Consider the following 22872-nt stretch of genomic DNA (forward strand, 5'->3'; position numbering starts at 1 on the left):
AGTGCTTGGCGGTTTCAATCAAAGAAAATAATAAAGAATGTAGAATAATGAATTTTGAGTAATGAAGTTGGATCACCTGTACTTCAATCTTTTAACTAACTAATAACCCATATTACCATGAGTCAAAATAATTTTCCAAAACTACATAATGCTACCTGGCCTGGAATAGTGGGCAAAGGAGCAGATTCTGAACCTGTAATTCCGTTTGATTCACTTCTGGCGATGACAGCAGCAGCTGAAGTTGATGGGGTGAAATTTGACGGAGTCGATTTAGGTTTGCTTGAACCTCATTTCACCCTTAATGATCCAGATGAAACCAAAATTTTGGCAGAAAAACTTCAGAAGCATAACCTTGTTGCAGGCTCTTTGGTCGCGCCGATTTGGGCTGGATCTGCGATGGGAACTGCTGATCAGCGCAAGACTTTTGTAGAGATGGTTCGCAAAGCATGTGAATTCGGTAAGGAACTGAATGATCTTGGCGTTCGAAGCTACGGAGTAGTTAGAATTGATTCTGCTGCTGGCGTAGAAGATTGGGCTAAAGATCCAGCTGGAAATACTAAAATAATTGCAGAAACATTTCGTGAAGCCTGTGATGTAGCGGCTGGCTACGGAGAGAAACTTGCGACTGAAGGAGAGATTTGCTGGGGCGCGATGCACAGCTGGAAATATATGGTAGAACTGCTTGAGATGGTAGATCGACCTAACATTGGCTTCCAGGCAGACATGTCGCATACCTTTCTTTATACTATGGGCTATAATGCTCCAGAGCATAGAATCCTTCCAAAAGACGCGGATTTGAAGGATCGCGAGGCAGTGAAAGCTGCTTTGAAAACTGTAACAGATGCACTTAGACCATGGACTATTGATTTCCATGTGGCACAAAATGACGGTTCAGTATTCGGTTCAGGTTCCCACGATAAGACCGGAAGACATTGCCAAGCCACAGATCCAAATGGAGTTTTGGATATTGCTCATGATGCGGGCTATTGGCTTCGCGATGAGAAAGGCGAATTAACCAAAGCTTTCAAGCATATCTGCTGGGATGGATGCATGTTCCCAAATGCAGTGATGAACGACCAGCAAACCTGGAATGATATTCTTGCGGCATTGGTGAAAGTGAGAAATGCACATGGTTGGAAAAGCTGAATACTTCATGATTCAACATTTAGCATTCATCATTCGAAATTAGATTGGTTTTTTTAATGATGAATAATGAATGTCGAATTATGAATATCGAAGTGAAAAAGAACAATAAATAACTCAGAACATGAAAGAAAAAAAACATATAAGAATAGGACTCATCGGAACTGGACTGATGGGCAGAATCCATACCAACGGTTACAAAAGAGTGCCTGACTTTTTTCCAGAGTACGAATACGTTCCAGTTTTGCAGGCTTGCTGCTCACGAAGAGAGGAAAAAGCTCAAGCCTTTGCAGATCAGTGGGGCTACAAATCTGTAGAAACTGACTGGAGAGAGCTCCTAAAAAGAGACGATATCGATGCGGTGGACATTTGTACACCAAACGATACGCATGCTGAGATTGCTATTGCTGCAGCTGAAGCGGGTAAAATGATTCTGTGCGAAAAGCCGCTAGCTAGAACTGTTGCAGAAGCTGAAGGAATGCTGAAAGCAGTTGAAAAAGCTGGAGTTAAAAATACCGTTTGGTACAATTACAGAAGAGTTCCTGCAGTGACACTTGCTAAGAAAATCGTTGCCTCTGGTAAGTTAGGTCAGATCTTCCATTATCGCGCGAACTTTCTTCAGGATTGGACTATTAGCCCAGATTTACCTCAAGGAGGAGATGCACTTTGGAGATTGGATGCAGATGCTGCAGGTTCTGGTGTGACTGGTGATTTGCTGGCGCATTGTATTGATACTGCAATGTGGCTGAATGGTGGGATTAAAGACGTGTCTGCTATGACCGAAACGTTCATCAAGGAACGGGTTCATCAAGGAACAGGAGAAAAGAAAAAGGTAACTATAGATGATGCCTGTGTTTTCCATTGTCATTTCGATAATGGTTCTTTGGGTTTGTTCGAAGCGACTCGCTATGCGAGAGGACACAAGGCTCTTTATACCTTTGAGATCAACGGAGAGCATGCATCCATTCGCTGGGATTTACATGATTTGACTCGTCTAGAGTATTTTGATCACAGTGACGAAGGAGAAGTTCGTGGCTGGAGATCTATTCACGTAACTGATGGCGATCATCCATACATGGATAGATGGTGGATTCCTGGCACTTCCATTGGGTATGAGCACTCGTTTATTCACCAAGTGGCAGATTTCTTCCATAGCCTAGAAACCGGAGAAGCTTGCCATCCTACATTTAGAGATGCATTTGAGACCCAGAAAGTTTGCGAAGCTGTAATCAACTCTGCAAATGAGAGAGCTTGGAAGGATACTGGGGTGGATTGGATTGAAAAAGTCTGAAATATAAAGTCAGAAGTCTGAAAAATCCAGGTCAAAAGGCTTGGGTTTTTTGTTTTACTAATTTTACATTTTTACTTTCTTAGTTATGTGTTAAACCATAATTTGACGCTGTTTAAGCATATGTCCAGTTTTCAACTAGTCAATTAAATTTGAAATATTCTTCGATAAAACGCTCGTAATCAAACCGAAAACAATGAATTTCTATCGAGAAGAACTTAATAATTTTTCTTATCCAATGCATAGAGATGATCTTTATGCAAAAACCGATGAGGAATTTATCGAAATCAATCAAAGAGACCAATTCGATATCGAAAGGACACAGAGGAACTTTGAAAAGTTAGCAAATGGACGAATTGAATTGGAAAAATCTTGGAGTTCTTTTATTTCAAGAATTAGAGGATTTGATGGATTCCTAAGAGTGACTGATCGTACTCCTACGGCATTTGTATATTCATTTAAAGTAGAAATTGTTCTTGATAATAATTTGGGACTTGGATTTTGTTTGAGTCAAATTGGAAAATTGATTGGCATATATTTTACTAGTCAAAAGACAAGTGGATTAATTCCTTTGAAAGAATTTACTTCTTCGATTGGAGAATATTCCAAAGAATCAATTAATCCTTTTATTAGTTATTTTCCTTATTCTGAAATTCAAATAGAAAAAGCCCAACAATTAATGGAGCTTAGTAAAGTGTTTTACCCTGATTATGTGCTGTTTAACAATCTCTTTGCCTCCGTTGCTATTGAAGATTTGGTGATTTACGATAAAAATATTTATAAATCTGAACTCTTCAAGGTGTTATTTGCCGATAACCTTGTCGTCATTTGATAATTTAATCAAGTCAAAAATTACCTTAATACCGTGCGTAGCTTTTTAACTTTCGCCTTCATTTTAAATTTTGCTTGGGTCTGTAATTCTCAAATTATTTCAAAAACTATTATCAGTCAAGATTTCAATACTAGTGTAATTAAGAATCTTGTTTAAAAATTAAGCCAGCAGAATCTAATAGAAAGTATATGGGGTATACTCTATTGATTTATGTTTCTACTAACGAAGAGATTGAAATTTCAAAATATGAAAATGCAGATGGTGAAATTCGTCCAATCATGGAGGAGCTTGAACTGGGTTTTGTAAAAAGTTTGGATGATATTGATTTAACTTCTTATAAAGGCTGTTTGATAGTTTTTCCCGTAATTTTTAAAATGATTGGTTCTGAAAATTTAGAGGATAATTTTTCTGAAGGGGTAAAAAGTATGGTTCCCATGATTACGTTTGAAAAGGTAGACTGTATTCAATTTCAAGAACCACTAATTGTAACAGGTAAGCGAGGGATTTGAAAGGGTTTTGATTGAAGTTGAAACGATTTCAGCTAATGCGAGAGCTTGGAAGGATACAAGAGTGGACTGGATAGAGAAAGTTTGAAAAGCTGAAGTATAAAATCAGAAGAATAAAAATTCCAAGTCGAGAGGCTTGGTTTTTTTTATGGTCGTAGCTTTAAGAAGCTACCGTATCCTATGAAGAAAATCAAGCTCATTTCAAGTTGAATCTATGATTTCTTTCTGCTAGATTAACAATTCACAAAATGGCTCACTTATGAAAACGGGTTGGTTTCTAGTTCTTTCAGTAGCAATTATCTTTTCGTCCTGTCAAGCATCAAATCAAACTGAGTCTATCGAATCAGAATCAACTTTAGAAGAGTTTGAGGAAAGCATCAAGATGATCCCAATACAAACTCCAAAGGGAGAATTCAATGTGTATACTCAGAGAGTAGGTGAAAATCCTGACATTAAAGTCTTGCTACTTCATGGTGGACCAGGGATGACTCATCAGCAGTATTCCAATTTCATAGACTTTCTGCCGCAGGAAGGAATTGAGTTTATTTGGTACGATCAGCTGGGATCGGCATTTTCAGATCAACCCAGTGATTCCACGCTTTGGACAATCGACCGTTTCGTAGATGAGGTGGAGCAAGTGCGAGTTGCACTGGGATTAAATAAGGAAAATTTCTACCTCTACGGACAATCTTGGGGAGGAATGCTAGGAATTGAATATGCGCTCCAGCATCAGGAAAATCTCAAAGGATTAATCATTTCCAATATGATGGCGAGCCTAGATGACTATGAAAAATATGCTAAGGAAGTTCTAGGTCCTCAAATGCCTCAAGAAGTATTTGCTGAGCTGATGGAAATAGAGAAGAACAATGACTTCGAAAATCCCCGCTACATGGAATTGCTGGGTGAGCATCACTATCCTTATCATGTACTTCGCAAGCCATCAGATGAATGGCCTGCGGATATAAACAAGATGATGGGAGAGGTGAATCCTGAGGTTTATGTTTATATGCAGGGGTATAGCGAATTTGGGATTACTCCCGGAGCTTCGTTAGCAGGCTGGGATAGAAAGGCAGATTTACAGAAAATCACTGTTCCCACGTTAGTCATTGCAGGTACTCATGACACCATGGATCCAGCGCATTTAGAGTGGATGTCAATGGAATTGCCGAATGGTCAATTTTTACTGTGTCCCAATGGGAGTCACCTAAGTCAGTACGATGATCCAGAACACTTCTTTCCAGGTCTGATATCTTTTTTGAAAGAGGTAGATAAAAAGGAAGATTAAGAAAAAACCCTTTCAGATTCAATTTGAAAGGGTTTTTTGGTTGTATTCGATTTCGATAGACTTAAAAAAATTGCTTCATTTTTTTCAATCCTGTATTCGCTACTTCCTGAGCGTCTTGAGCCCAGTAGGTTTCGTTGAAAACCTCGAGAGAAAGGAATTTATTTCCTCCCATAGCTTTTAGCGTAGCGGCTATTTCTTTCATAGGGCCTATTCCATCTCCTGGATATACCCGATCACTGTCTTTTTGCTCCAATCGTGGCTTGCTGGTGAAGTCATTCATGTGAAACACTTCGATGGCATTTCCATTTACGAGCTTCAATCCTTCAAACCCAGAGCCACCCCGGAACAAATGGTAAACATCAGGAAGTATCCTCGCATCTGGATCGTTGGCAGCAGCGGCAGTGGCCAATGCTTGACCTAGCTGATGAAATGGAGCAAAAGACCCCCAGAATTCCAGTTGTGGCATGACACCTGTTTTCCTGCCAAGATTCAATAAGCTTGCATATTGTTCACCGGCAGCAAGTAAATCTATCGGGTCCGTGGCTCCAATAGCAGGAGCCGCAATTCGATTACACCCGATTTCTGCCAGCATGCCCATTTCTCTTTCCATTTGCTCAAACCCCGCCTTGCTTTTCTCTGAATCTTGTGCCATCCATGGAGCAAAGCCAATTGCATTTACTGGGATTATTTTGGCATCGTCGAACAGCTTCTTAAGGGAGGCCAAAGATTTTCCGGTTTTGAGGTATGCCTCCATTTCAGCAATCCATAACTCAATGCCATCATAACCTGCCTTGGCAGCTACTTCAATGATTTGGGGTAAATCAAGCTTTTGCCCACGTAACGTACTGGTGTTTAATGAAAATTGTATCGTTGCTTCCTTTTTCTTCGTAGTGGAAGCAAGCGCTGGAGCGAGAGGAAGAACCGCCGCCCCAAGTGCAATAGACTTAAGTAAATTTCTTCTTTTCATTTTAGGTTTAATTAAAAATTTAAGGGCTTAACCCATTTATATACTGTATTTGCCGTTCAAATTATTCCGTATAAAAGAGCGATTAATACGCTCTAGTATAGTAATACTAATATGCCAAAAATAACCTTTTTCACATTTCTGCTTCTGATTTTTACAGGAACTGTAAGTTCCTTTGGACAGTCGCAGACTTATTTGTCCCTTTATAAGGAACAACTTCCCTATTTTCAAGAGCTCATCACAGGCGGGCAATATGAGGAACCTCCGAGGAATTATGAAGGAGATCCCTATTACTTGGATCGTACTTTTGGAGATGGAGCACTTTCGATCAATAAGATTAAGTACACAGAGGTACCGTTGATTTACGATGAAAGTGGGGATGTAGTCATTACTTTTCATCCGATACACCGTCAAAAGATTTTAATTAATTCGGATAAAATAGAAGAGTTCCAACTTAAGGATGGTAGTCTCTTTAGGAAATTTGACGGAAATGATTCCTATTCCCATCACAAAAATGGGTTTTATCGGGTTCTGGAAGATGGCGAGATTAAAGTGTTGATCAAGTATTACAAACTGAAAGATCCTATCAAGGAAACAGGGAAATTCACCCATCGATTTGTGGAGAAAATCGACTACTTCTATTGGCACAACGATGAATTTGTCCTAATCCGTAAAAAGAAGCAGGCAATCAAAAGCTTAGGGTTGAATAAGCGGGAAGTAAATAGAAATTTTAAAGGCAAGTCTTTGTATTTCTCAATGGATAAGCAAAAATATATTTTGGAAGTAGCTAAACTTAGGCAGAGTAAAGCTGAACCTTTTAACGGTTTTGTAGAATGAAAAAAGCACTACTCTTAATTTTAGTTAGTTGTTTTTTTGGCCAACTGAAAGCTCAGACTACCACCCAAAAATTCTCAGGAATGTACCTTGGGGTTTCATTTGAAAGATTTGCCGAGAGAATTGAATCTGAATCTGATTACAGTTTTTTTTATAAAAAGGAGGATGTGGAAAATCTTCAAGTCAACCTGCAGGCGAACAACTCGGATATTGTAATGATCCTGAATCAGGTTTTTGCAGCAACGGGTTTGACCTATTCAATTGATTCATCCAATCGGATCTGGATCAGTAAAGGGGATAAAATACAGGTAGAATTTCCGAAGGACTACTTTATAGTTCAAGATAGACAAGATAATCTGGCAAACGCTGGGGATTCCTTAAGTGCTTTTGATAAAAATAAGCGCTTTACTATAGGCAAATCTTCCGACAACCCTCAATCCAAAACAGCGGTATTAAGTGGAGTCGTGACCAGTATAGAATCTGGTAAGCCAATGAACGGAGCAATAGTTTTGGAGAAGGTGGATTACAACCAAATAGCGACCGACCAAAACGGTAAATACCAGTTAACACTACCAAAAGGGCGACATACGATTTGGGTTCAGAATATAGGTGGCTTCCAGGAGCAACGTCAAATTGACCTGAAAGGTGATGGGGTTTTTAATATGAGTATTGAAGAAACTATCCTTTCACTTGACGAAGTAGTGGTGAGCTCTGGAGCATTATCTAATGTCAATAAGCTTGATATGGGAGTGCAGTCCATCACTATTGCTGAGGTCAAAAGACTGCCGGCAGTATTGGGAGAAGTGGATGTATTGAAAGGTATTCTGATCATGCCTGGTGTAAATACAGTAGGTGAGGCTACCGCTGGATTCAATGTGAGAGGTGGCGCAGCGGATCAGAATTTGATCTTATATGGCAATTCTACGATTTTTAATCCTACCCATGCATTTGGGTTTTTCTCCGCATTCAACGCTGATATAGTAAGTGGTGTGGAACTTTACAAAGGCTCAATTCCGGTTAATTATGGAGGTAGACTTTCATCCGTATTGCAAGTCGATCCTAAGTTTGGCAGGTCAGAAAAAATAGGTGGATCAGGTGGTATCGGGATCCTCACGAGTAGATTGAGTTTGGATGGACCCATTGGAGATAAGACAAACTTTATAGTAGGGGGAAGGACTACGTATTCCGATTGGGCGTTGAATCTCCTGGACGATGAGGCTGATTTGAATGATAGTAAAATCACTTTTTATGACATCAATGCTAACATTCAGCATACTATCAATGAAAAGAATTCCTTGGAGCTTACCGCTTATTTAAGTCAAGATGATTTTAGATTTGATCCGGATACTACTTATTCCTATCAAAATATGAATGTCGCACTGGGATGGAAGCACTTTTTCAATGATGAACTGGAAGGCAAGTTCACAGTAGGAAGTGATAATTATGAATTTGGAATTATTGGGATAGAAAACCCGCTTAATTCCTTCAAATTCAGCTTCGATGTTCACCAACTCTTCCTACGGTCAGATTTTGAATACCGAAAAAATGAAAACCATATCTTGACTTTTGGATTGCATGGGATTCAATATTCCCTCAATCCAGGACTCAATCAGCCTTATGGGGCTGAATCTATTGTAATCGAAAAGGAACTGGACAATGAAAGTGCCCGTGAGGTTTCTATCTACTTCGGTGATGAGTATACTATCTCTGAAAATCTATCGGTAAGCTATGGAGGTAGATACATGCTGTATCAATTACTCGGTCCAATGTCAGTTAATCAGTATGTCGATGGAGCTCCGATCACTGAAAGCAATCTAATCGGAGTAGAAAACTTTGATAAGGGAAGTACGGTGAAAACTTATCATGGACCTGAATTTAGAGTTTCTGCTAGGTATACTTTAGATAATAAATCTTCCATCAAAGGTGGATTTAATACCATGAGGCAGAACATTCATTTATTGTCTAATACTTCCTCGATATCTCCGACAGACTCCTGGAAATTGAGTGATACCTATATCAGACCTCAGACCGGCGGACAGGCGTCGTTGGGCTATTATCGAAATCTAGCTAAAAATAGACTTGAGTTCTCTACGGAAGTTTACTATCGATACATGGCAAATCTGCTGGACTATCGGTCTGGAGCTAATATTATTCTAAATGAAAACATAGAGCAAGACGTCCTGAACTCGGATGGAAAAGCCTATGGTGTGGAAGTACTACTTAAGAAAAGCACAGGTGTACTGCAAGGATCTCTTGCCTATACTTATTCTAGATCGCTGATGAAAACATCGGATGATCCGAGCGTTGAGAAAATCAACAATGGGGATTTCTATTCCAGCAGTTATGATCAGCCTCATCATTTGGTTCTTACTGCCAATTACGAGTTGAGCAAGCGTGTCAATACTTCTTTGGGAGTGAATTACAGTACCGGAAGACCTATTACGCTTCCGATCTCAAAGTTTGATTATGCAGGTTCTGAACGGGTCTATTTCTCTGAGCGGAATGCTTACAGAATTCCCGACTACTTCAGAGTAGATTTCTCTGTAAACATCGAAGGAAGCCATAAGATTAAAAAGCTGGCGCATTCATCTTGGTCTCTTGGAGTATATAATCTTTTGGGAAGAAGTAATCCATATTCAGTGTATTACACCCCAGTAGAAGGTCAATTGAGAGGCTACCAATTATCGATCTTTGCTCAGCCAATTCCATTTATCACATACAACTTCCGTTTCTGATGAATAGAATAGTCTCATTAGCGGCCATGATTATACTACTCATCAGCGGATGTAGAGAGCCATATAATCCTGAAATTGAACCGGCCGATCTCTCTGTATTAGTAGTTGAGGGGTATTTGGATACCGAAGGATTACCTAGTAAGCTCAAGCTTAGTTATACCAGAAATATACAAACGGAGAATTCTTTTACGCCTAGTTATCCAGACGCTATAGTTTCGATTAGATCAGAAGCTGGTGTAGATTATCCATTGACGTCATTGGGTGATGGGGAATTTGAATTTGCGTATGATATCCCTGAGGAGGAAAATTACAGGCTGTACATTTCCACCACTGATGGGAAAAGCTATACTTCGGAGCTGATCAAACCAATCCTTACTCCTGATATCATTGATGTGGGTTTTGTGAAAAATGAGCTTGGAGCAGAGGTTTTCCTGACCACTAAGGGAGACGAAAATGCGGATGATTTTCTTTGGACGTATGAGGAGACCTATGCTTTTAGACCAAAAATCCCATCTTCCTATAAGTTCGATCCGGAGACGATGGATGTGGTTATTAGGAATCCTGATGAGCGAACTGACCTGTGCTATAGAGGTGGAGTTAGTTCTGATTTGATATTGGAAACTTCTTCAAAATTTGAAAATCAGTTTGTCTTTAGACAGGCGATTACTCAAATCTTGCAGGACGACGAGAAGCTCTCCGTACGTTACAGTATTTTGATTTCACAAAAGGCGCTGGATAAAAAGGCGTCTGAGTTTTGGGAAATCATGCGCAAAAATTCAAATGACTTAGGTTCTATCTTTAGCCCATTACCTTCAAATATTGGAGGTAATATAAAGAATGACCAAGATCCAGATGCACCCGTGGTAGGGTTTGTTAGTTTGGGTACTATCAAACAAAGGCGCTTATTTATTAATGTAAGGGAAGTAATCCCGTGGAGAGCAGTGGAACCAGCTTACTATAGCTGTTTTGTCGAGCCTGACACCATTATGAGAGCTGATTATGCACAGTCATTTGCAAGTGAAAATTTTGTGCCAGTCGTTCCTATTTTTCCAGATGGAGCTATTTCTCCGATAGGGTACCAAGGGACTCCAAGGCGCTGTTCTGATTGTACCCTTAGAGGAACGAATGTGAAACCTGATTTCTGGGAGGATTAATATGCGTATTACACACATGTATGCTGCAATTCAGAATCCTTGCTATCACACCGCTATAAAAGGTCTTCAGTTAAGCCGACAGTTAGTGAGTGTTTTTGAAGTATTTGCGTTTAATCGTTACAATTTTCGCTTCTGATGAATAGATTAGTTTTAATAATATTTATCAGTCTTCTACTACTCAGTGCTTGTAGAGAGCCATACGATCCTGAAATCGAACCAGCTGACCTTACTGTTTTGGTAGTGGAGGGGTATTTAGATACCGATGGTTTATCCAGTAAGTTGAAACTCAGTTACACTAGAAATATCCAAACGGATGACTCATATTTATCGACTTATCCAAATGCAATAGTGTCAATTAGATCAGAATCGGGGGAGGATTATCCGTTGACTTCATTGGGATTTGGTGAGTTTGAATTTGAATATGATATCCCTGAAGATCAAAATTATAGGCTTTACATCGCTACAAGTGACGGAAAAAGCTATACGTCAGAGATTTTAAAACCGATTATAACTCCGGATATTATTGATGTGGGGTTTGTGAAAAATGAATTAGGAGTAGAGATCTTTCTGACTACTAAGGGGGATGAAAATGCAGATGATTTTCTATGGACTTTTGAAGAAACCTATGCCTTCAGCCCGAAAATCACTACACCTTATAAATATGATCCGGACACTCGAGATATTATTATCAGAAGACCTGACGATCGAATTGACTTGTGTTACAGAGGTGAAGTAAATTCGGATTTGATTTTGGAGACCTCTTCTAAATTTGAAGATCAATTTGTTTTTAGACAGGCAATCACACAGATTTTGCAAAATGATGAAAAGCTATCTAATCGCTACAGTATCCTGATTTCTCAAAAGGCATTGGATAAAAAAGCTTCTGAGTTTTGGGAAATCCTTCGAAAAAACACAAATGACATAGGCTCAATATTCAGCCCGTTGCCTTCAAATATTAGCGGTAATATTAAAAATGATCAAAATCCTGATGCGCCAGTAGTGGGATATGTCAGTTTGGGGACTGTAAAGCAGAAGAGACTATTTATTAATGTGAGAGAAGTCTCGCCTTGGAGATCGGTAGAACCAGCATACTACGATTGCATAGTAGAAGCTGATACAGTGCTGATTGCTGATTACGGCACCTCATTTGGGAATGGCAACTTTATTCCAGTCTTGCCAATATCTGATGAAAATTTGCCAAACCCTATCGGCTTTAGGGGAGCTGTAAGGCGATGTGCTGATTGTACCTTGAGAGGAACAAATGTTAAACCTGATTTCTGGGAAGATTGATATGACCAAAATGGATAAATTTTCTATACTACTGATTTTATTCCTGAGTGTATGTAAAGTGAGCTTTGCGCAGGAATCAACGGGCGAAAGAGTGGACTTCTCCATTCCAAAAACTGTTTACTTTGGAGGTGAGCGCGTGTGGATAGCCAGTGAGGCCATGAGGGGAGATTCTCCTTCAGAGTCCAAAATTATCTATGCAGAATTGGTCAATCGATACAATGAATCTGTGGCAGTTGCAAAGATGCCATTGGAAGAGGGGAGAAGTTTTAATTTTCTGCTGATTCCTACAAATCTTCCGTCGGACAATTATCTCCTGCGTGTATTCACTCGGGTAAGTCCATATCAGAACTTGGAGGAAGGATTAGTTCAGCAATTTATCACAATCTTTAATCGTACTGTTCCCCCAACAGTTGTTTCTGAGCGAAAGAAAAGTGTTCAGGTCCAAAATTCGAGTGAGATAGTTCTTTCAAATAAGGTGAATGCACCTGGCTCAAAATTGACAATCGAGTTACCACCTAGTACGGAATTGGATGTAGTGAGTGTAGCTGCTTCAAATCCATTTTTGAGTACTCAGGGGATGATCTCTTCCGCTGTTGCATATGGGTCATTGGAGAAGCACAGCTTGGTTCCAGAGCTTTTCGGTCACGTGATAGAGGCCAGAGTAGATGAAGCGGCTGTAGACACGACCAAGCTCTATTACTTGTCTTTACATGGTGAAAAGTCTGCACTTTTTACTGATCGCCCTGATGCTGACGGAAGTATGTTCTTTGATGCCGGCGGGATGAAAAACTGGAAATACTTGGTTGCTCAGGCAGATGGAAATGGAAGCCTGCTGGACTTCGGGATAGTTTCTCCTGCGCCAGTTACACATTTCAAAAGTGATTTTATTTTTCCAGAGCTTGAAATTAGCCCTGCTGATCAAGATTACCTCAAAGAGCTGCTCAAGGGAGGGCAAGTAGAAGGCTATTTCGTCAATGAATTTGATGCTACGTTATTTCCGGTTGTCACAGGATTATTGGAAGATAAAACTTATTTATTAGACGATTACACGCGATTTGAAACGGTAGCTACAGTGATCAAAGAATATGTGCCAGAGATACGGAACAAGACTGTTAAAAAGAAGAGAGAGTTTCGCGTATTGGACGATGTGATGGATGCTGGCTTTGATAGTAATCCACTTATGCTGGTGGATGCGCTGCCAGTTTTTGATTCGGATTTACTAGCAGAGTTTGATCCGGCTAATTTCAAAAAACTAGACATTTTGAAACGTACCTTCTTCCTCAATGAGGAGAAGTTCTCTGGGGTAATGAGCTTTAGTTCTTACAAGAATGACTTTGGAGGTTTTCCTATTCCATCCAATGGGATTTACCTTGATTATGAAGGTATTCAGCCTAAAGTCGTCTCCGCACAATCGCTTTTTGATTCTCCTGATCAAGAAAAAAACATCATGGACTGGAGAACTGTATTGTATTGGTCAGAAATCCCTGAGACTACTTCTTCGGACAATTCAATTGAAATCACAATCCCAGACCTGAAAGGAACCTACCAGATCACTGTTGTAACAAAAACAGCACAAGGCGCTTCTAAAGAATACATGAAAACTTTTGAAGTGAAGTAAGCCGAATTTGAATTAGTCGTTTTTACGCTTTAACTCACGATTTACAAAGTCTGCGACTTTTGATTCATATCCGCCGGAGTATTCTGGTACCAGTGTTTTCTTTTCAGGGAAAGACTCCATATGCAAGGTCTGCGTAGGGAATGCAAAGCGAACTCCAATCGTATTTGCGAGATTTACCGTTTGCACCAAAATCTCATGCCTGCATCTTAGTTCTTCTCCCCAGGTAGGAACTTCAAAAAAGATATAGAACATAATGTCTTGACTATAAGAAGACAAGTTGTTGAAGTAGATATGAAACATATCCTTTCTGGTGTCAGGATGTGCCAAAACGATTTCTCGTAACCCTTTCACAAACTCATCTATTAGCGCCGGAGGGGTGTCATAAGTCACTGTCAGCGTGGTGTAGAATCTTCGGTATTGACGCAAACCATGGTTGTCCAGAACTGCATCGGCAATTTTTCCATTGGGTACATACATCAGGGAATTTCGGAAAGTACGAATTCGTGTGGACCTAAATCCAACTTCTTCCACAGTCCCATCAATATCTCCTGAAGTGATCCAGTCCCCCACCTGAAATGGCTTGTCAATGAAAATCATGACCGAGCCAAAGAAGTTTTTGATCGTGTCTTGAGCCGCCAAAGCAATCGCCACACCACCTATAGAAAGTCCCGTAAGGAAAGGAATAATATCAAGGTTTAGTCCATCACGGAGGATAAACAGCGTACCCACTAACACTACAAAAGCTTTGAGTGTTTTGCGCATCAACGGCACGAGTTGATCATCCAGCGTGGATTCCGTTTTTGTAGCTAGTTTGGTAAAGTACGCAGCGACTACATCTGCCAATTTGTAGAAAATGATAGTAATCAGGAATGGCTTTAGTGTACGGATGACGATCACTATCCAGGACCAAATCTCAATTGGAAGCTGAAGAACCCGTATGAAAAGTGATAATAAAACTACGATCAGATATATGCTGATTACTCTAGCCACCGGTAGGATATAGTCTTCCCCAACTTTGCCATATCCATACCTTTTGAATAGGTATAGAATGAGTTTATCGACGACTAGCGTGAAAACCCAATGCGAAAGAAATACTAATAGTAGAAGTATGAATAAGCCTACCAATTGCCAAAGATGAAGTCCGATGTATTCTTGGTTTCCGATTTTGGGAAGAATATTCAGGAGCTTCGCTGTGCCATAGGGATAGGTTTCCGAGTGCAGCTCATCTATTTGGCTTACGCTGAAAGCTGAGAATTTCCATGCATTACCATTCTTCTGTAGGAAGATTCCCGGGAGCTTTTGCTTATCTAAATAGTAAATATTCTCATCATTATGGGATGAGCTATCGGTATAGTTTTGCTCATTTGGGATTTCGTTGGTTCGGATCAATATTCCTTTTCCTTCGAAAATTTGCTTCAGCTTTACCGCAAGTTGTTGACCATTTTGATCTTTTATTTCTGATAGATCCAGCGTTTTAGCTGCATTTTCAGGTTCGTAATGGCCCTCTTCTAAATTATAAAAAAAGGTAAGCGTGGTATGATAGGGAGAATTCAAATTGACAGAATTGCCAATCTGATAAATGTCCTGATTGTCTGTAATCAGCTGTGCAAAAGAATGAGTGCTAATCCAACTTAAGAGTATTATTAGCAGGGAGTACTTTTTCAGCATGGGTTGTTTTGGTGATTTTTCGCAAGGTAGCCAATCAGGAGACGTCGCCCAAGGGAAACTGGGTATGACTAATCAGCTAGCTGGAATTCTGTGAGCGTATTACCACTTACAGTTCGGATTAAATATTGACCCAAAGAGGATTGATAGGTGATCTGTATCGTGCCAGTGCTTTCCAAAGGCATTGTGGTTTGGAGGTTTCCAGACAAATCGTACAAATAGCAAAACTCCTGAGTAAGATCTGTAATCGCAAATAATTGTCTCTTAGAACCAAAATCAAAATACTGGTAGATCAGATTTCCGTCAGAAACTCGTGTGTTGAAAAGTGGCTTTTCGCTTCTATCAAGCACACTTACCTCGTTAAATTGACGTGAAATAAAGACAAAATCGTTTTGTTGCTGATCTGGTACTAGAAGGAATTCACTGTCTCGATCATTTTTGACCAATTGATTTCTGTATCCTATTTCACCATTGAAATTGGAGTGGATCACCTCCCCATTTTTAGTGATTCCTACGAGCTGAGTGGACCGTGAACTTGGATCTCTCCAAGCAATCAAACCTGAATTGAAGGATTCGCCAAGCTTGACAGAGGAACCAGATTGGCTTTCGCCTCTTCTATTGAATAGTTGCAACTTGCCGGTTTCTGTCAATGCGACCATATAGTCTCCTTTGCCAGGAACTCTGTGATGAGCAGGTGCTCCAATAGTTTTATCCCCAATCCTATTTGGATTCCATCCTTCCAGTTTTTCACCGGTTTTATCCACAAGAAAAAGATTCCCTTGAACTGTACTGATGAAAAAGCGGTAGTCCTTTGAGTTGCTGTAATCAACCAGATTGAGATGAGTGATATTTTCTCCATTGACGCCAAAAGGATACCCTGGTAACGGCGTGCCCAATCGATCGATACCGTATACATTTTCTGAAGTGGCTACAAGTAACTGAAGCTTTCCATTTTTGTAGTAATCGATTTGGAAAGCATCTGATACTATCGGTCCAGAAAGCTGCTCTGAGTAAACCTCCTGACCTGCAGAATTGATCACATGGAGCGTATTGTTTTGGTCTTGCACCAATATATCTTCGGTATTATCTTGATAATTTGTGATGGATTTTGGTCCATAAATCAGTCGCTGATCGAAAGAAATTCGATTACTCGGCTGAAGTGAAATTGCATCAGTCGTTTCGATGGTTGGTTTTGATTCCCCGTCGTAAGGGAAACTCAGCGTAGCTTCAGTCCTTTCTTGGATTTGGTTTACTTTGAATGAAACCCATGGAAAAGCTTGAAAAGCCTCAGCATATTTCTGCAGAAAAGAACTCCAGGAAGGATTTGTTTTTTTTGTCCAAGATTCCCAAATCTGATTCGTCAGGTACATTCGACTAAACCCTGATGTGGGACTGAGATCTTTTTTAGCTTCAGGTGCTCGTGAAGATTTGCCCCAAGTGCTCCCTGAGCGAATATCATCTAAAACCAGCTTCATCGCCTGCTGGGAATTGGTGAGAATCAGTACGTCATTTTCTGACGTGATAAAGGTTTGTCCGAAGCCCGGGAATTTTCCTTCGAATAAATGTGCAGGAAAATCCTCCTCTGACAAGTAAAGTATTTCATGCCCAGCATAGAAGTCTGAGCCCTCATCACTTTCACTTTCCTGAAACTCTTTGAGTTGTTGAATCGCAAGTTGTGCATCTCTGGTCCTAGCCAGAAGTGCTAGATTTTGATCCACTCCTCCAGAAATTTCTAAGTCAAGGAGATATAGCTCACCGGTGAAGCTATCCAAGAAGCCTTTATCTAAAAGTTTACGCTGGATTTCTCCACTAAAAGTAGCTCTGGCAGTAAATGCTCGATTGGCTATTTTCTGAGTTTCGTATATGCTCTCTAAATTCAGCTGAGTGATAGCTAGGGTGCTGTTGGGGATCACCTCCTCCAATGCAGCTAGGTTGGCTTGAATGGAAGGAGTGAAGTTTAAATTCTCCCCATATTCCACGGGTCCCTTGAAGACCATGCGGTTTTCTTCCAAACTCAGATCCAACGCAGCCACTCCTGGCATGATTTCCAGTCCTGCGATTGCCGGATTTTCGCGTTGACTTCCCACACCTTTGAGCAGACTTCCCAATCCCTTGCCGGCGAGAAGTAGTCTGCCTCCGGATTCAGTATTATAAGGAATTGATTTTACCAGAGAGAAAAAGCTTAACTGGTCTTCATTTACATAAAATCTAATTGCCTCTTCGACCAGAAAAGAAGAAGAGGAAATCACGGCCAGATCACCGAGTAAGGAGATGCTCCAAAGTCTATTATTTTCTGAATCATAATATTCAAGTACATCCATTTCAGAATACTGTCTGGCTTGGAAACGTGATCCAGTAGGAATACGGGATTTAATTTCTTCGATGAAATCTGTCGCTGCTGATGGGCTTAGGTTGATGGTGAAAAGTAACTCGAACGTCTCAATGCCGGTGGAATGAAGGCTGATTGTGGCTTGTTGGCCATTAAGAGATTTGGCGATTTCCCCCGAACCTCCATTGAGGCTGTCCAGAGTGATGAGTTGTTCGGATAATCTGTTAAAAGCAGGAAAGGTTTTTAATATCTCCCAAACAGGATCATTAACGACTGCATTCCATTGATTTGCACCTTCATAGGTTTCGAAGACAAATACAGCGTTTTGGCTGATTACTTCTAAGCTATTGATTTGACGGGATGAAAAGTAGGTTTTGTAGATCCAAAATCCTCCTCCGGCTAAGAGAATGGTGATAAAAAGTATAAGTAGGCTTTTCCAGATCTTCACAGGCAAAAGGATGATTCAGACGGCATATTACAAAAATCAGACCTAAGAAACCCTCACAAATGCAAGAGAATCTCAGGTCTGATATATTAAATTGGATAGGATTACTTACCTAGTTTGTTCAAAACTTCCATCACTTCTTTCACGTGACCTCTAGAAGTCTCAAGAAGTGCTTTTTCTTCGGCATTAAGATCAAGTTCCAAAACTTTCTCAACGCCGTTTTTGCCAAGGATAACTGGCACACCAAGGTAGCAATCGTCGATTCCGTATTCCCCTTCTAGTTTGATACAAACTGGGAATACTCTTCTTTGATTTTTCAAGATTGCTTCTACCATTTGCGCAGCTGCAGCTCCTGGTGCATACCAAGCAGATGTGCCCATTAGTTTCACTAGCTCACCACCGCCGAATTTGGTTCTTTCGATGATTGCATCAAGTTTATCCTGAGCTACCAATTCAGTTACCGGAATACCAGCAACAGTGGTGTAGCGAGGAAGTGGTACCATCGTATCACCATGACCACCCATTAGGATAGCTTGGATTTCCTTTGGAGATACGTTCAACTCCTCAGCTAGGAAAGCTCTGTAGCGTGCTGTATCCAAGATACCAGCCATACCGATTACCTTATTTCTAGAAATACCAGCAGTGATATGCGCTTGGTAAGTCATTACGTCAAGTGGGTTAGAAACCACAATGATGATTGCATTAGGTGAATGTTTGATCACATTCTCAGTTACAGACTTCACGATACCAGCATTGGTTTCGATCAAATCATCACGAGTCATACCTGGCTTACGAGGAAGTCCGGAAGTAATTACTACTACATCAGAATTAGCAGTTTTGCTGTAATCATTTGTGCTTCCTGTGGTACGGCTATCGTATTGATTGATTGGTGCCTTCTGGAAAATGTCTAGTGCTTTACCTTCAGCGACGCCTTCTTTGATGTCAATTAATACAATTTCCTCAGCGATTTCGCGATAAGCTAATACGTCTGCACAAGTTGCGCCTACGTTACCAGCTCCTACTACGGTTACTTTGCTCATTAGATTTATAGATTATTTTTAGAATTTTGCGTTAAAAAGCGGCGCTAAGTTATTAAACAATGCCTAGGATTGGAAACTGAGCCTAGAATACTTTGGAAGTAATTACCATTTTTTGACAAAAGAGAAATAGGATGTTTGAAGTAGGTTATTCAAACATCTGACGGAGGCTGAAGAAGCCAAAGGATTCCCGATAAGAGCGGAAAAGTCGCTGATTGTTCAAGTTGTAATATTCTGTAAGCGAAGTCATCATCTTTGCTTTGATCTTGGGATTGCTATCAAAAATCTCCTGAATTGCAAAATGAGGAATAACGATTAATTCTGCTTCGTCCGAAACAATCAGCGCTGTGTAAGTTCTCTTGGCATTTTCAAGTAGGGAGTTCTCTCCGAATGCTTCACCTCTTTTCACTTCAAGTATCGTTTCGAAATTATCCTTGATATCAATTGTAAGACTGATTTCACCACTTTTCACCAAATAAAGCGCCTGACTCGGATCTTTGCTGAAGAAAACCACTTCATCTTTTACATATTTTCGATGGTGCATTGCGGGAATAAATCTCACCATTTCCTTTTCTTTCAAGTTCTCAAAAAACTTGATCTGCCCAAGAAAATTGAACATTTGCTCCTCAGCCTCGGTGTATGTTTTAGAGAATGGATTCCGCATTGCTTATCGTTTTTTTAGATAAAGTAATTTTCGGGTAGAAGCGGTTGATTTCGCCCAATCAGCGATTCTAAAACCTATAACCCAGGCTATTTGTCCTTCCGAAAGTAATACTTTCACCCCATGTTTTTTCACTACAGGTACTTTCAAATCTATCAAAAAGTCGGAGATTTTTTTAGCATTTTTCATTCCTAAGGGGATAAATCTATCTCCCTCTTGCCAAGTCCTGATTTCTAGGGGAAATGAAAGTCTCTCCAAATCAAGCATGGCATTTTGACGGGTTTTATCTAAATCTTCCTTGCCTTCAAGTTTCAGGATTTCATATTTTCCTTCGGGTAAAAAGAACTCGATGTCACTTTTCTCGATCGATATAGACTCAAAATCAGCAGGAATAGGTGCCAGGATTAGCTGGTCTCGGTCAAGATTCAATAAATGAGTGGTGCTTTCAAATAATTTTCCGGAATCACTGGATTGGCAAGATTCCAAGATATCTTGGGCTTGGTCAGAATTGAAGCCGTATGGTCGAAGCCAAAAATAGAGTAGGGAAGCGGCTCCAGTCGATCGCAACACATCAGTTGTAGCAAGAATAAACAGACCATCAGTTTCTTTGATTTTTTCATGCTTCCAGTTTTCAAAAAGTGCTGTAAATGCCTTTCCAGTATCTTTTAGCCTTGCAAAACTATTCAGCAAATTTGATTTAGAATCTTCAGCTACCTCATAGAGTGCCGGCAAACTGATGTGGCGAAGTTTATTCCTCTTGTAATCAGTTTTTTCATTGGTACTGTCCTCACGCCATTCGATGTGGTTCTCTATCACATAGTCGCGGATTTCATCTCTACCGAATGGTAGCAAAGGTCGAATCAACCAGCCTCTTCGTTCCGCCATACCGTAAATCCCTTCGATGCCAGTACCCCGAAGCAGATTCAGAAAAATAGTCTCAATTTGATCATCCTCATGGTGCGCTAGGATGATTCCGTCCAGCTTACGCTCAGCTCTTAACTTCTCAAACCATTCATAACGAATCTCTCGGGCAGCCATTTGCGTAGAAATGTTTCTGTCTGCAGCAAACTTGTACGTGTCGGGACGATGGACATGGAAAGTTTTGCCTTCGTGAAGAGCCCAATTTCGCAGGAAGTTTTCATCTCCAACGCTTTCCTCAGCACGTAGTAAAAAATTAACATGGGCTATTTCAAAAGGGATATCTGCTTTGGTAAGAAGATTGCCTAGGCACATGCTGTCCATACCACCACTACTTGCCAAAAGGTAGGTTTTTGAAGGATCTAAAATTGATTTGTTCCGGATATGCCGGATAAAAGCGTCAACCATTGACCAAAAATATCATTTTCTACTAATTTTGCCCACATTCGTGCAGCTATGACTTCATCCTTATTTCGTAATACCTTTTTCCTTCTGACTTTTTGGGCAGTATGCTTTTCGTCTCAAGCACAGGAAAAATCCACATTGATTATTAACAATGCTGGCGATCTTATAGGTTCAAAAGGCTTCGAGCGGTTGTTGGGCGACGTACAGATGAAGCATAAGAACACATTGATTTATTGTGACTCAGCGCATTTCTTTAGAGAAGAGAATAAAGCACGACTCTTCGGCAATGTAAGAATAGTGGATGAGGTCGATCCCGTGAAGACTACCAGTAGATATGCAGAATACGATGGTAATACGCAGCTTGCCAAGCTCCGAAACAATGTAGTTTTCTCCAATGATAAAACTACGTTGAATACAGAGTATTTGGATTATGATCGCCTAGGCAATATTGCCTATTACTACAACGACGGGAAAGTGGTTGATTCAGTGAATGTGTTGACAAGTGAGCGTGGGACCTATGAAGTGAGCATTGAAAAGATAACATTCAAAAACAATGTAGTGCTAGTGAATCCCGACTACACGATGAAAACCAATGATCTGGTTTATTTCACAATACCGAAGACGGCAGAGACAAAAGGATTGACCAATCTAGTGTCTAAAGACGGGAATACTTTGGATGCACAAAATGGAAGCTTTTATGATACCGAAGGTAAAAAGTTTCGCTTTTTCGATGGAGTTGTAGAGTCGGAGACCAGCCGGATTAAAGCGAAAGAGCTCTATTACAGTGAACTTGAGGCCTATTATGAGGGGAAAGAAGATGTAAGTGTGCTTAACAAAGAGAGACAGATAGAGGTCTTTGGAGACGTAGGCGAGTATTGGGAAGAGCGTAAGTATAGCCAAGTTTATGGCAATGCGTTGGTAAGAAGATATTTCGAAAAGGATACCTTGTACATGGCCTCGGATTCATTGATTTCCCAGGATGGAGAGGCAGATTCAATGAAGTATTTGCTTGCGTTCAGAGCCGTGAAAATAGTGAAGACCGATTTGTCTGGAGTCGCTGATTCATTGGTTTATAATTACTCTGATTCTTCTATTCAGCTTTTCAAAGATCCTGTAATGTGGAATCAAAAAAGCCAGATCACTGCCGATAGTATGGTTTTTTACATAGCAAATGAAGAGCTGGATCGAGTGTTTATGAAGGATAAAGTATTTGTGATCACACAGGATACGCTCATGAATTTTAACCAGATGAAAGGCAGAACCATGGTAGGCTATTTTGAAGAGGGGCAAATGGATAAGATTGATATCGATGGGAATGGAGAGTCACTCTATTTTGCTTTACAAGCTGATACAATTTCTCAAGGGGTCAATAAAACACTCAGTGCCAATATCAAGTTAAGGTTTAAAAACGGAGCGATCCAGCGGGTGACCTATGGAATCAAACCGGATGGGAAATTCACACCCTTTCAATTAATAAATGAGCAAAATTCCAGACTTGAAGGATTTACCTGGCGTTTGGAAGAAAAACCGGATATGGATGACATACATGCGTGGAGAAAGCCTGAAGAAATAGATCCTGACGCAGAAAACTTGTTTAATGAGCCTGAAGTAGAATTGATTCTGCCAACAGAGGAAGAAATCCAAAAATCACTACAAAAACGTGGTTGGAAACCAGAAAAAAAGACTCTGTAGTCCGTATGGGGCAGTATAGCTATCCAGTAACGTAGTTGTATGTAAAAAATTTTATAAGGGTTAACAGATTT

17 protein-coding genes are annotated in these 22872 nt (G+C 40.3%); 11 read left to right on the forward strand and 6 right to left on the reverse strand.

Going from position 1 to position 22872, the window contains the following annotated elements; all coding sequences use genetic code 11:
- The first annotated feature begins 117 nt into the window (after positions 1-117).
- From AACZ87_RS07630 to AACZ87_RS07650, 5 genes are all read left to right on the forward strand, one after another.
- Positions 118-1146, forward strand: coding sequence for a TIM barrel protein (locus AACZ87_RS07630; RefSeq protein ID WP_339866125.1), 1029 nt, complete (start codon positions 118-120; stop codon positions 1144-1146).
- Positions 1147-1267: 121 nt separating this feature from the next.
- Positions 1268-2434 carry a Gfo/Idh/MocA family oxidoreductase gene (locus tag AACZ87_RS07635; RefSeq protein ID WP_339866127.1) on the forward strand — a complete coding sequence of 389 codons (1167 nt, stop codon included), beginning with the start codon at positions 1268-1270 and terminating at the stop codon, positions 2432-2434.
- A 193-nt stretch (positions 2435-2627) separates the two neighbouring features.
- Positions 2628-3263 (forward strand): hypothetical protein, encoded by a 636-nt coding sequence (locus AACZ87_RS07640; RefSeq protein ID WP_339866128.1) that lies wholly within the window; start codon positions 2628-2630, stop codon positions 3261-3263.
- A gap of 188 nt (positions 3264-3451) precedes the next feature.
- A complete protein-coding gene (locus AACZ87_RS07645; protein ID WP_339866130.1) occupies positions 3452-3772 on the forward strand; it encodes a hypothetical protein in 321 nt (106 codons plus the stop codon).
- Between the two features lie 256 nt (positions 3773-4028).
- On the forward strand, positions 4029-5054 hold the full coding sequence (locus AACZ87_RS07650; protein ID WP_339866131.1) for a proline iminopeptidase-family hydrolase: 1026 nt from the start codon (positions 4029-4031) through the stop codon (positions 5052-5054).
- 61 nt (positions 5055-5115) lie between these two features.
- Here AACZ87_RS07650 and AACZ87_RS07655 read toward each other — a convergent pair whose 3' ends face one another.
- Entirely contained in the window at positions 5116-6021 is a 906-nt protein-coding gene (locus AACZ87_RS07655) for a sugar phosphate isomerase/epimerase (RefSeq protein ID WP_339866132.1), read from the reverse strand.
- 111 nt (positions 6022-6132) lie between these two features.
- Here AACZ87_RS07655 and AACZ87_RS07660 point away from each other — a divergent pair, with 111 nt between their 5' ends.
- The 5 genes from AACZ87_RS07660 (at position 6133) to AACZ87_RS07680 (ending at position 13649) form a co-directional block, all read left to right on the forward strand.
- A complete protein-coding gene (locus AACZ87_RS07660) occupies positions 6133-6855 on the forward strand; it encodes a hypothetical protein (protein ID WP_339866134.1) in 723 nt (240 codons plus the stop codon).
- On the forward strand, positions 6852-9587 hold the full coding sequence (locus AACZ87_RS07665; protein ID WP_339866136.1) for a carboxypeptidase-like regulatory domain-containing protein: 2736 nt from the start codon (positions 6852-6854) through the stop codon (positions 9585-9587). The genes AACZ87_RS07660 and AACZ87_RS07665 overlap by 4 nt, the downstream gene beginning before the upstream one ends.
- Positions 9587-10741 carry a DUF4249 domain-containing protein gene (locus AACZ87_RS07670; RefSeq protein WP_339866138.1) on the forward strand — a complete coding sequence of 385 codons (1155 nt, stop codon included), beginning with the start codon at positions 9587-9589 and terminating at the stop codon, positions 10739-10741. Before AACZ87_RS07665 ends, AACZ87_RS07670 begins: the two co-directional genes overlap by 1 nt.
- 135 nt (positions 10742-10876) lie before the next feature.
- A complete protein-coding gene (locus tag AACZ87_RS07675) occupies positions 10877-12031 on the forward strand; it encodes a DUF4249 domain-containing protein (RefSeq protein WP_339866140.1) in 1155 nt (384 codons plus the stop codon).
- 10 nt (positions 12032-12041) lie between these two features.
- A complete protein-coding gene (locus tag AACZ87_RS07680) occupies positions 12042-13649 on the forward strand; it encodes a hypothetical protein (protein WP_339866141.1) in 1608 nt (535 codons plus the stop codon).
- 12 nt (positions 13650-13661) lie between these two features.
- Here the strand turns inward: AACZ87_RS07680 and AACZ87_RS07685 are convergent, their stop codons facing one another.
- The 5 genes from AACZ87_RS07685 to tilS form a co-directional block, all read right to left on the reverse strand.
- On the reverse strand, positions 13662-15317 hold the full coding sequence (locus AACZ87_RS07685) for a mechanosensitive ion channel family protein (RefSeq protein WP_339866142.1): 1656 nt from the start codon (positions 15315-15317) through the stop codon (positions 13662-13664).
- A gap of 68 nt (positions 15318-15385) precedes the next feature.
- Positions 15386-18091, reverse strand: coding sequence for a hypothetical protein (locus AACZ87_RS07690; protein WP_339866143.1), 2706 nt, complete (start codon positions 18089-18091; stop codon positions 15386-15388).
- Between the two features lie 101 nt (positions 18092-18192).
- Positions 18193-19128, reverse strand: coding sequence for a malate dehydrogenase (gene mdh, locus AACZ87_RS07695; protein WP_339866145.1), 936 nt, complete (start codon positions 19126-19128; stop codon positions 18193-18195).
- 145 nt (positions 19129-19273) lie between these two features.
- Positions 19274-19789 carry a cyclic nucleotide-binding domain-containing protein gene (locus AACZ87_RS07700; protein ID WP_339866146.1) on the reverse strand — a complete coding sequence of 172 codons (516 nt, stop codon included), beginning with the start codon at positions 19787-19789 and terminating at the stop codon, positions 19274-19276.
- A 3-nt stretch (positions 19790-19792) separates the two neighbouring features.
- Positions 19793-21112, reverse strand: coding sequence for a tRNA lysidine(34) synthetase TilS (gene tilS / locus AACZ87_RS07705; protein ID WP_339866147.1), 1320 nt, complete (start codon positions 21110-21112; stop codon positions 19793-19795).
- Between the two features lie 48 nt (positions 21113-21160).
- On the opposite strand from tilS, the gene AACZ87_RS07710 reads away from it, so the two are divergent.
- Entirely contained in the window at positions 21161-22801 is a 1641-nt protein-coding gene (locus AACZ87_RS07710) for an OstA-like protein (protein ID WP_339866148.1), read from the forward strand.
- Positions 22802-22872 lie beyond the last annotated feature (71 nt).

The sequence above is a fragment of the uncultured Algoriphagus sp. genome, assembly GCF_963974365.1.
GTDB lineage: Bacteria > Bacteroidota > Bacteroidia > Cytophagales > Cyclobacteriaceae > Algoriphagus.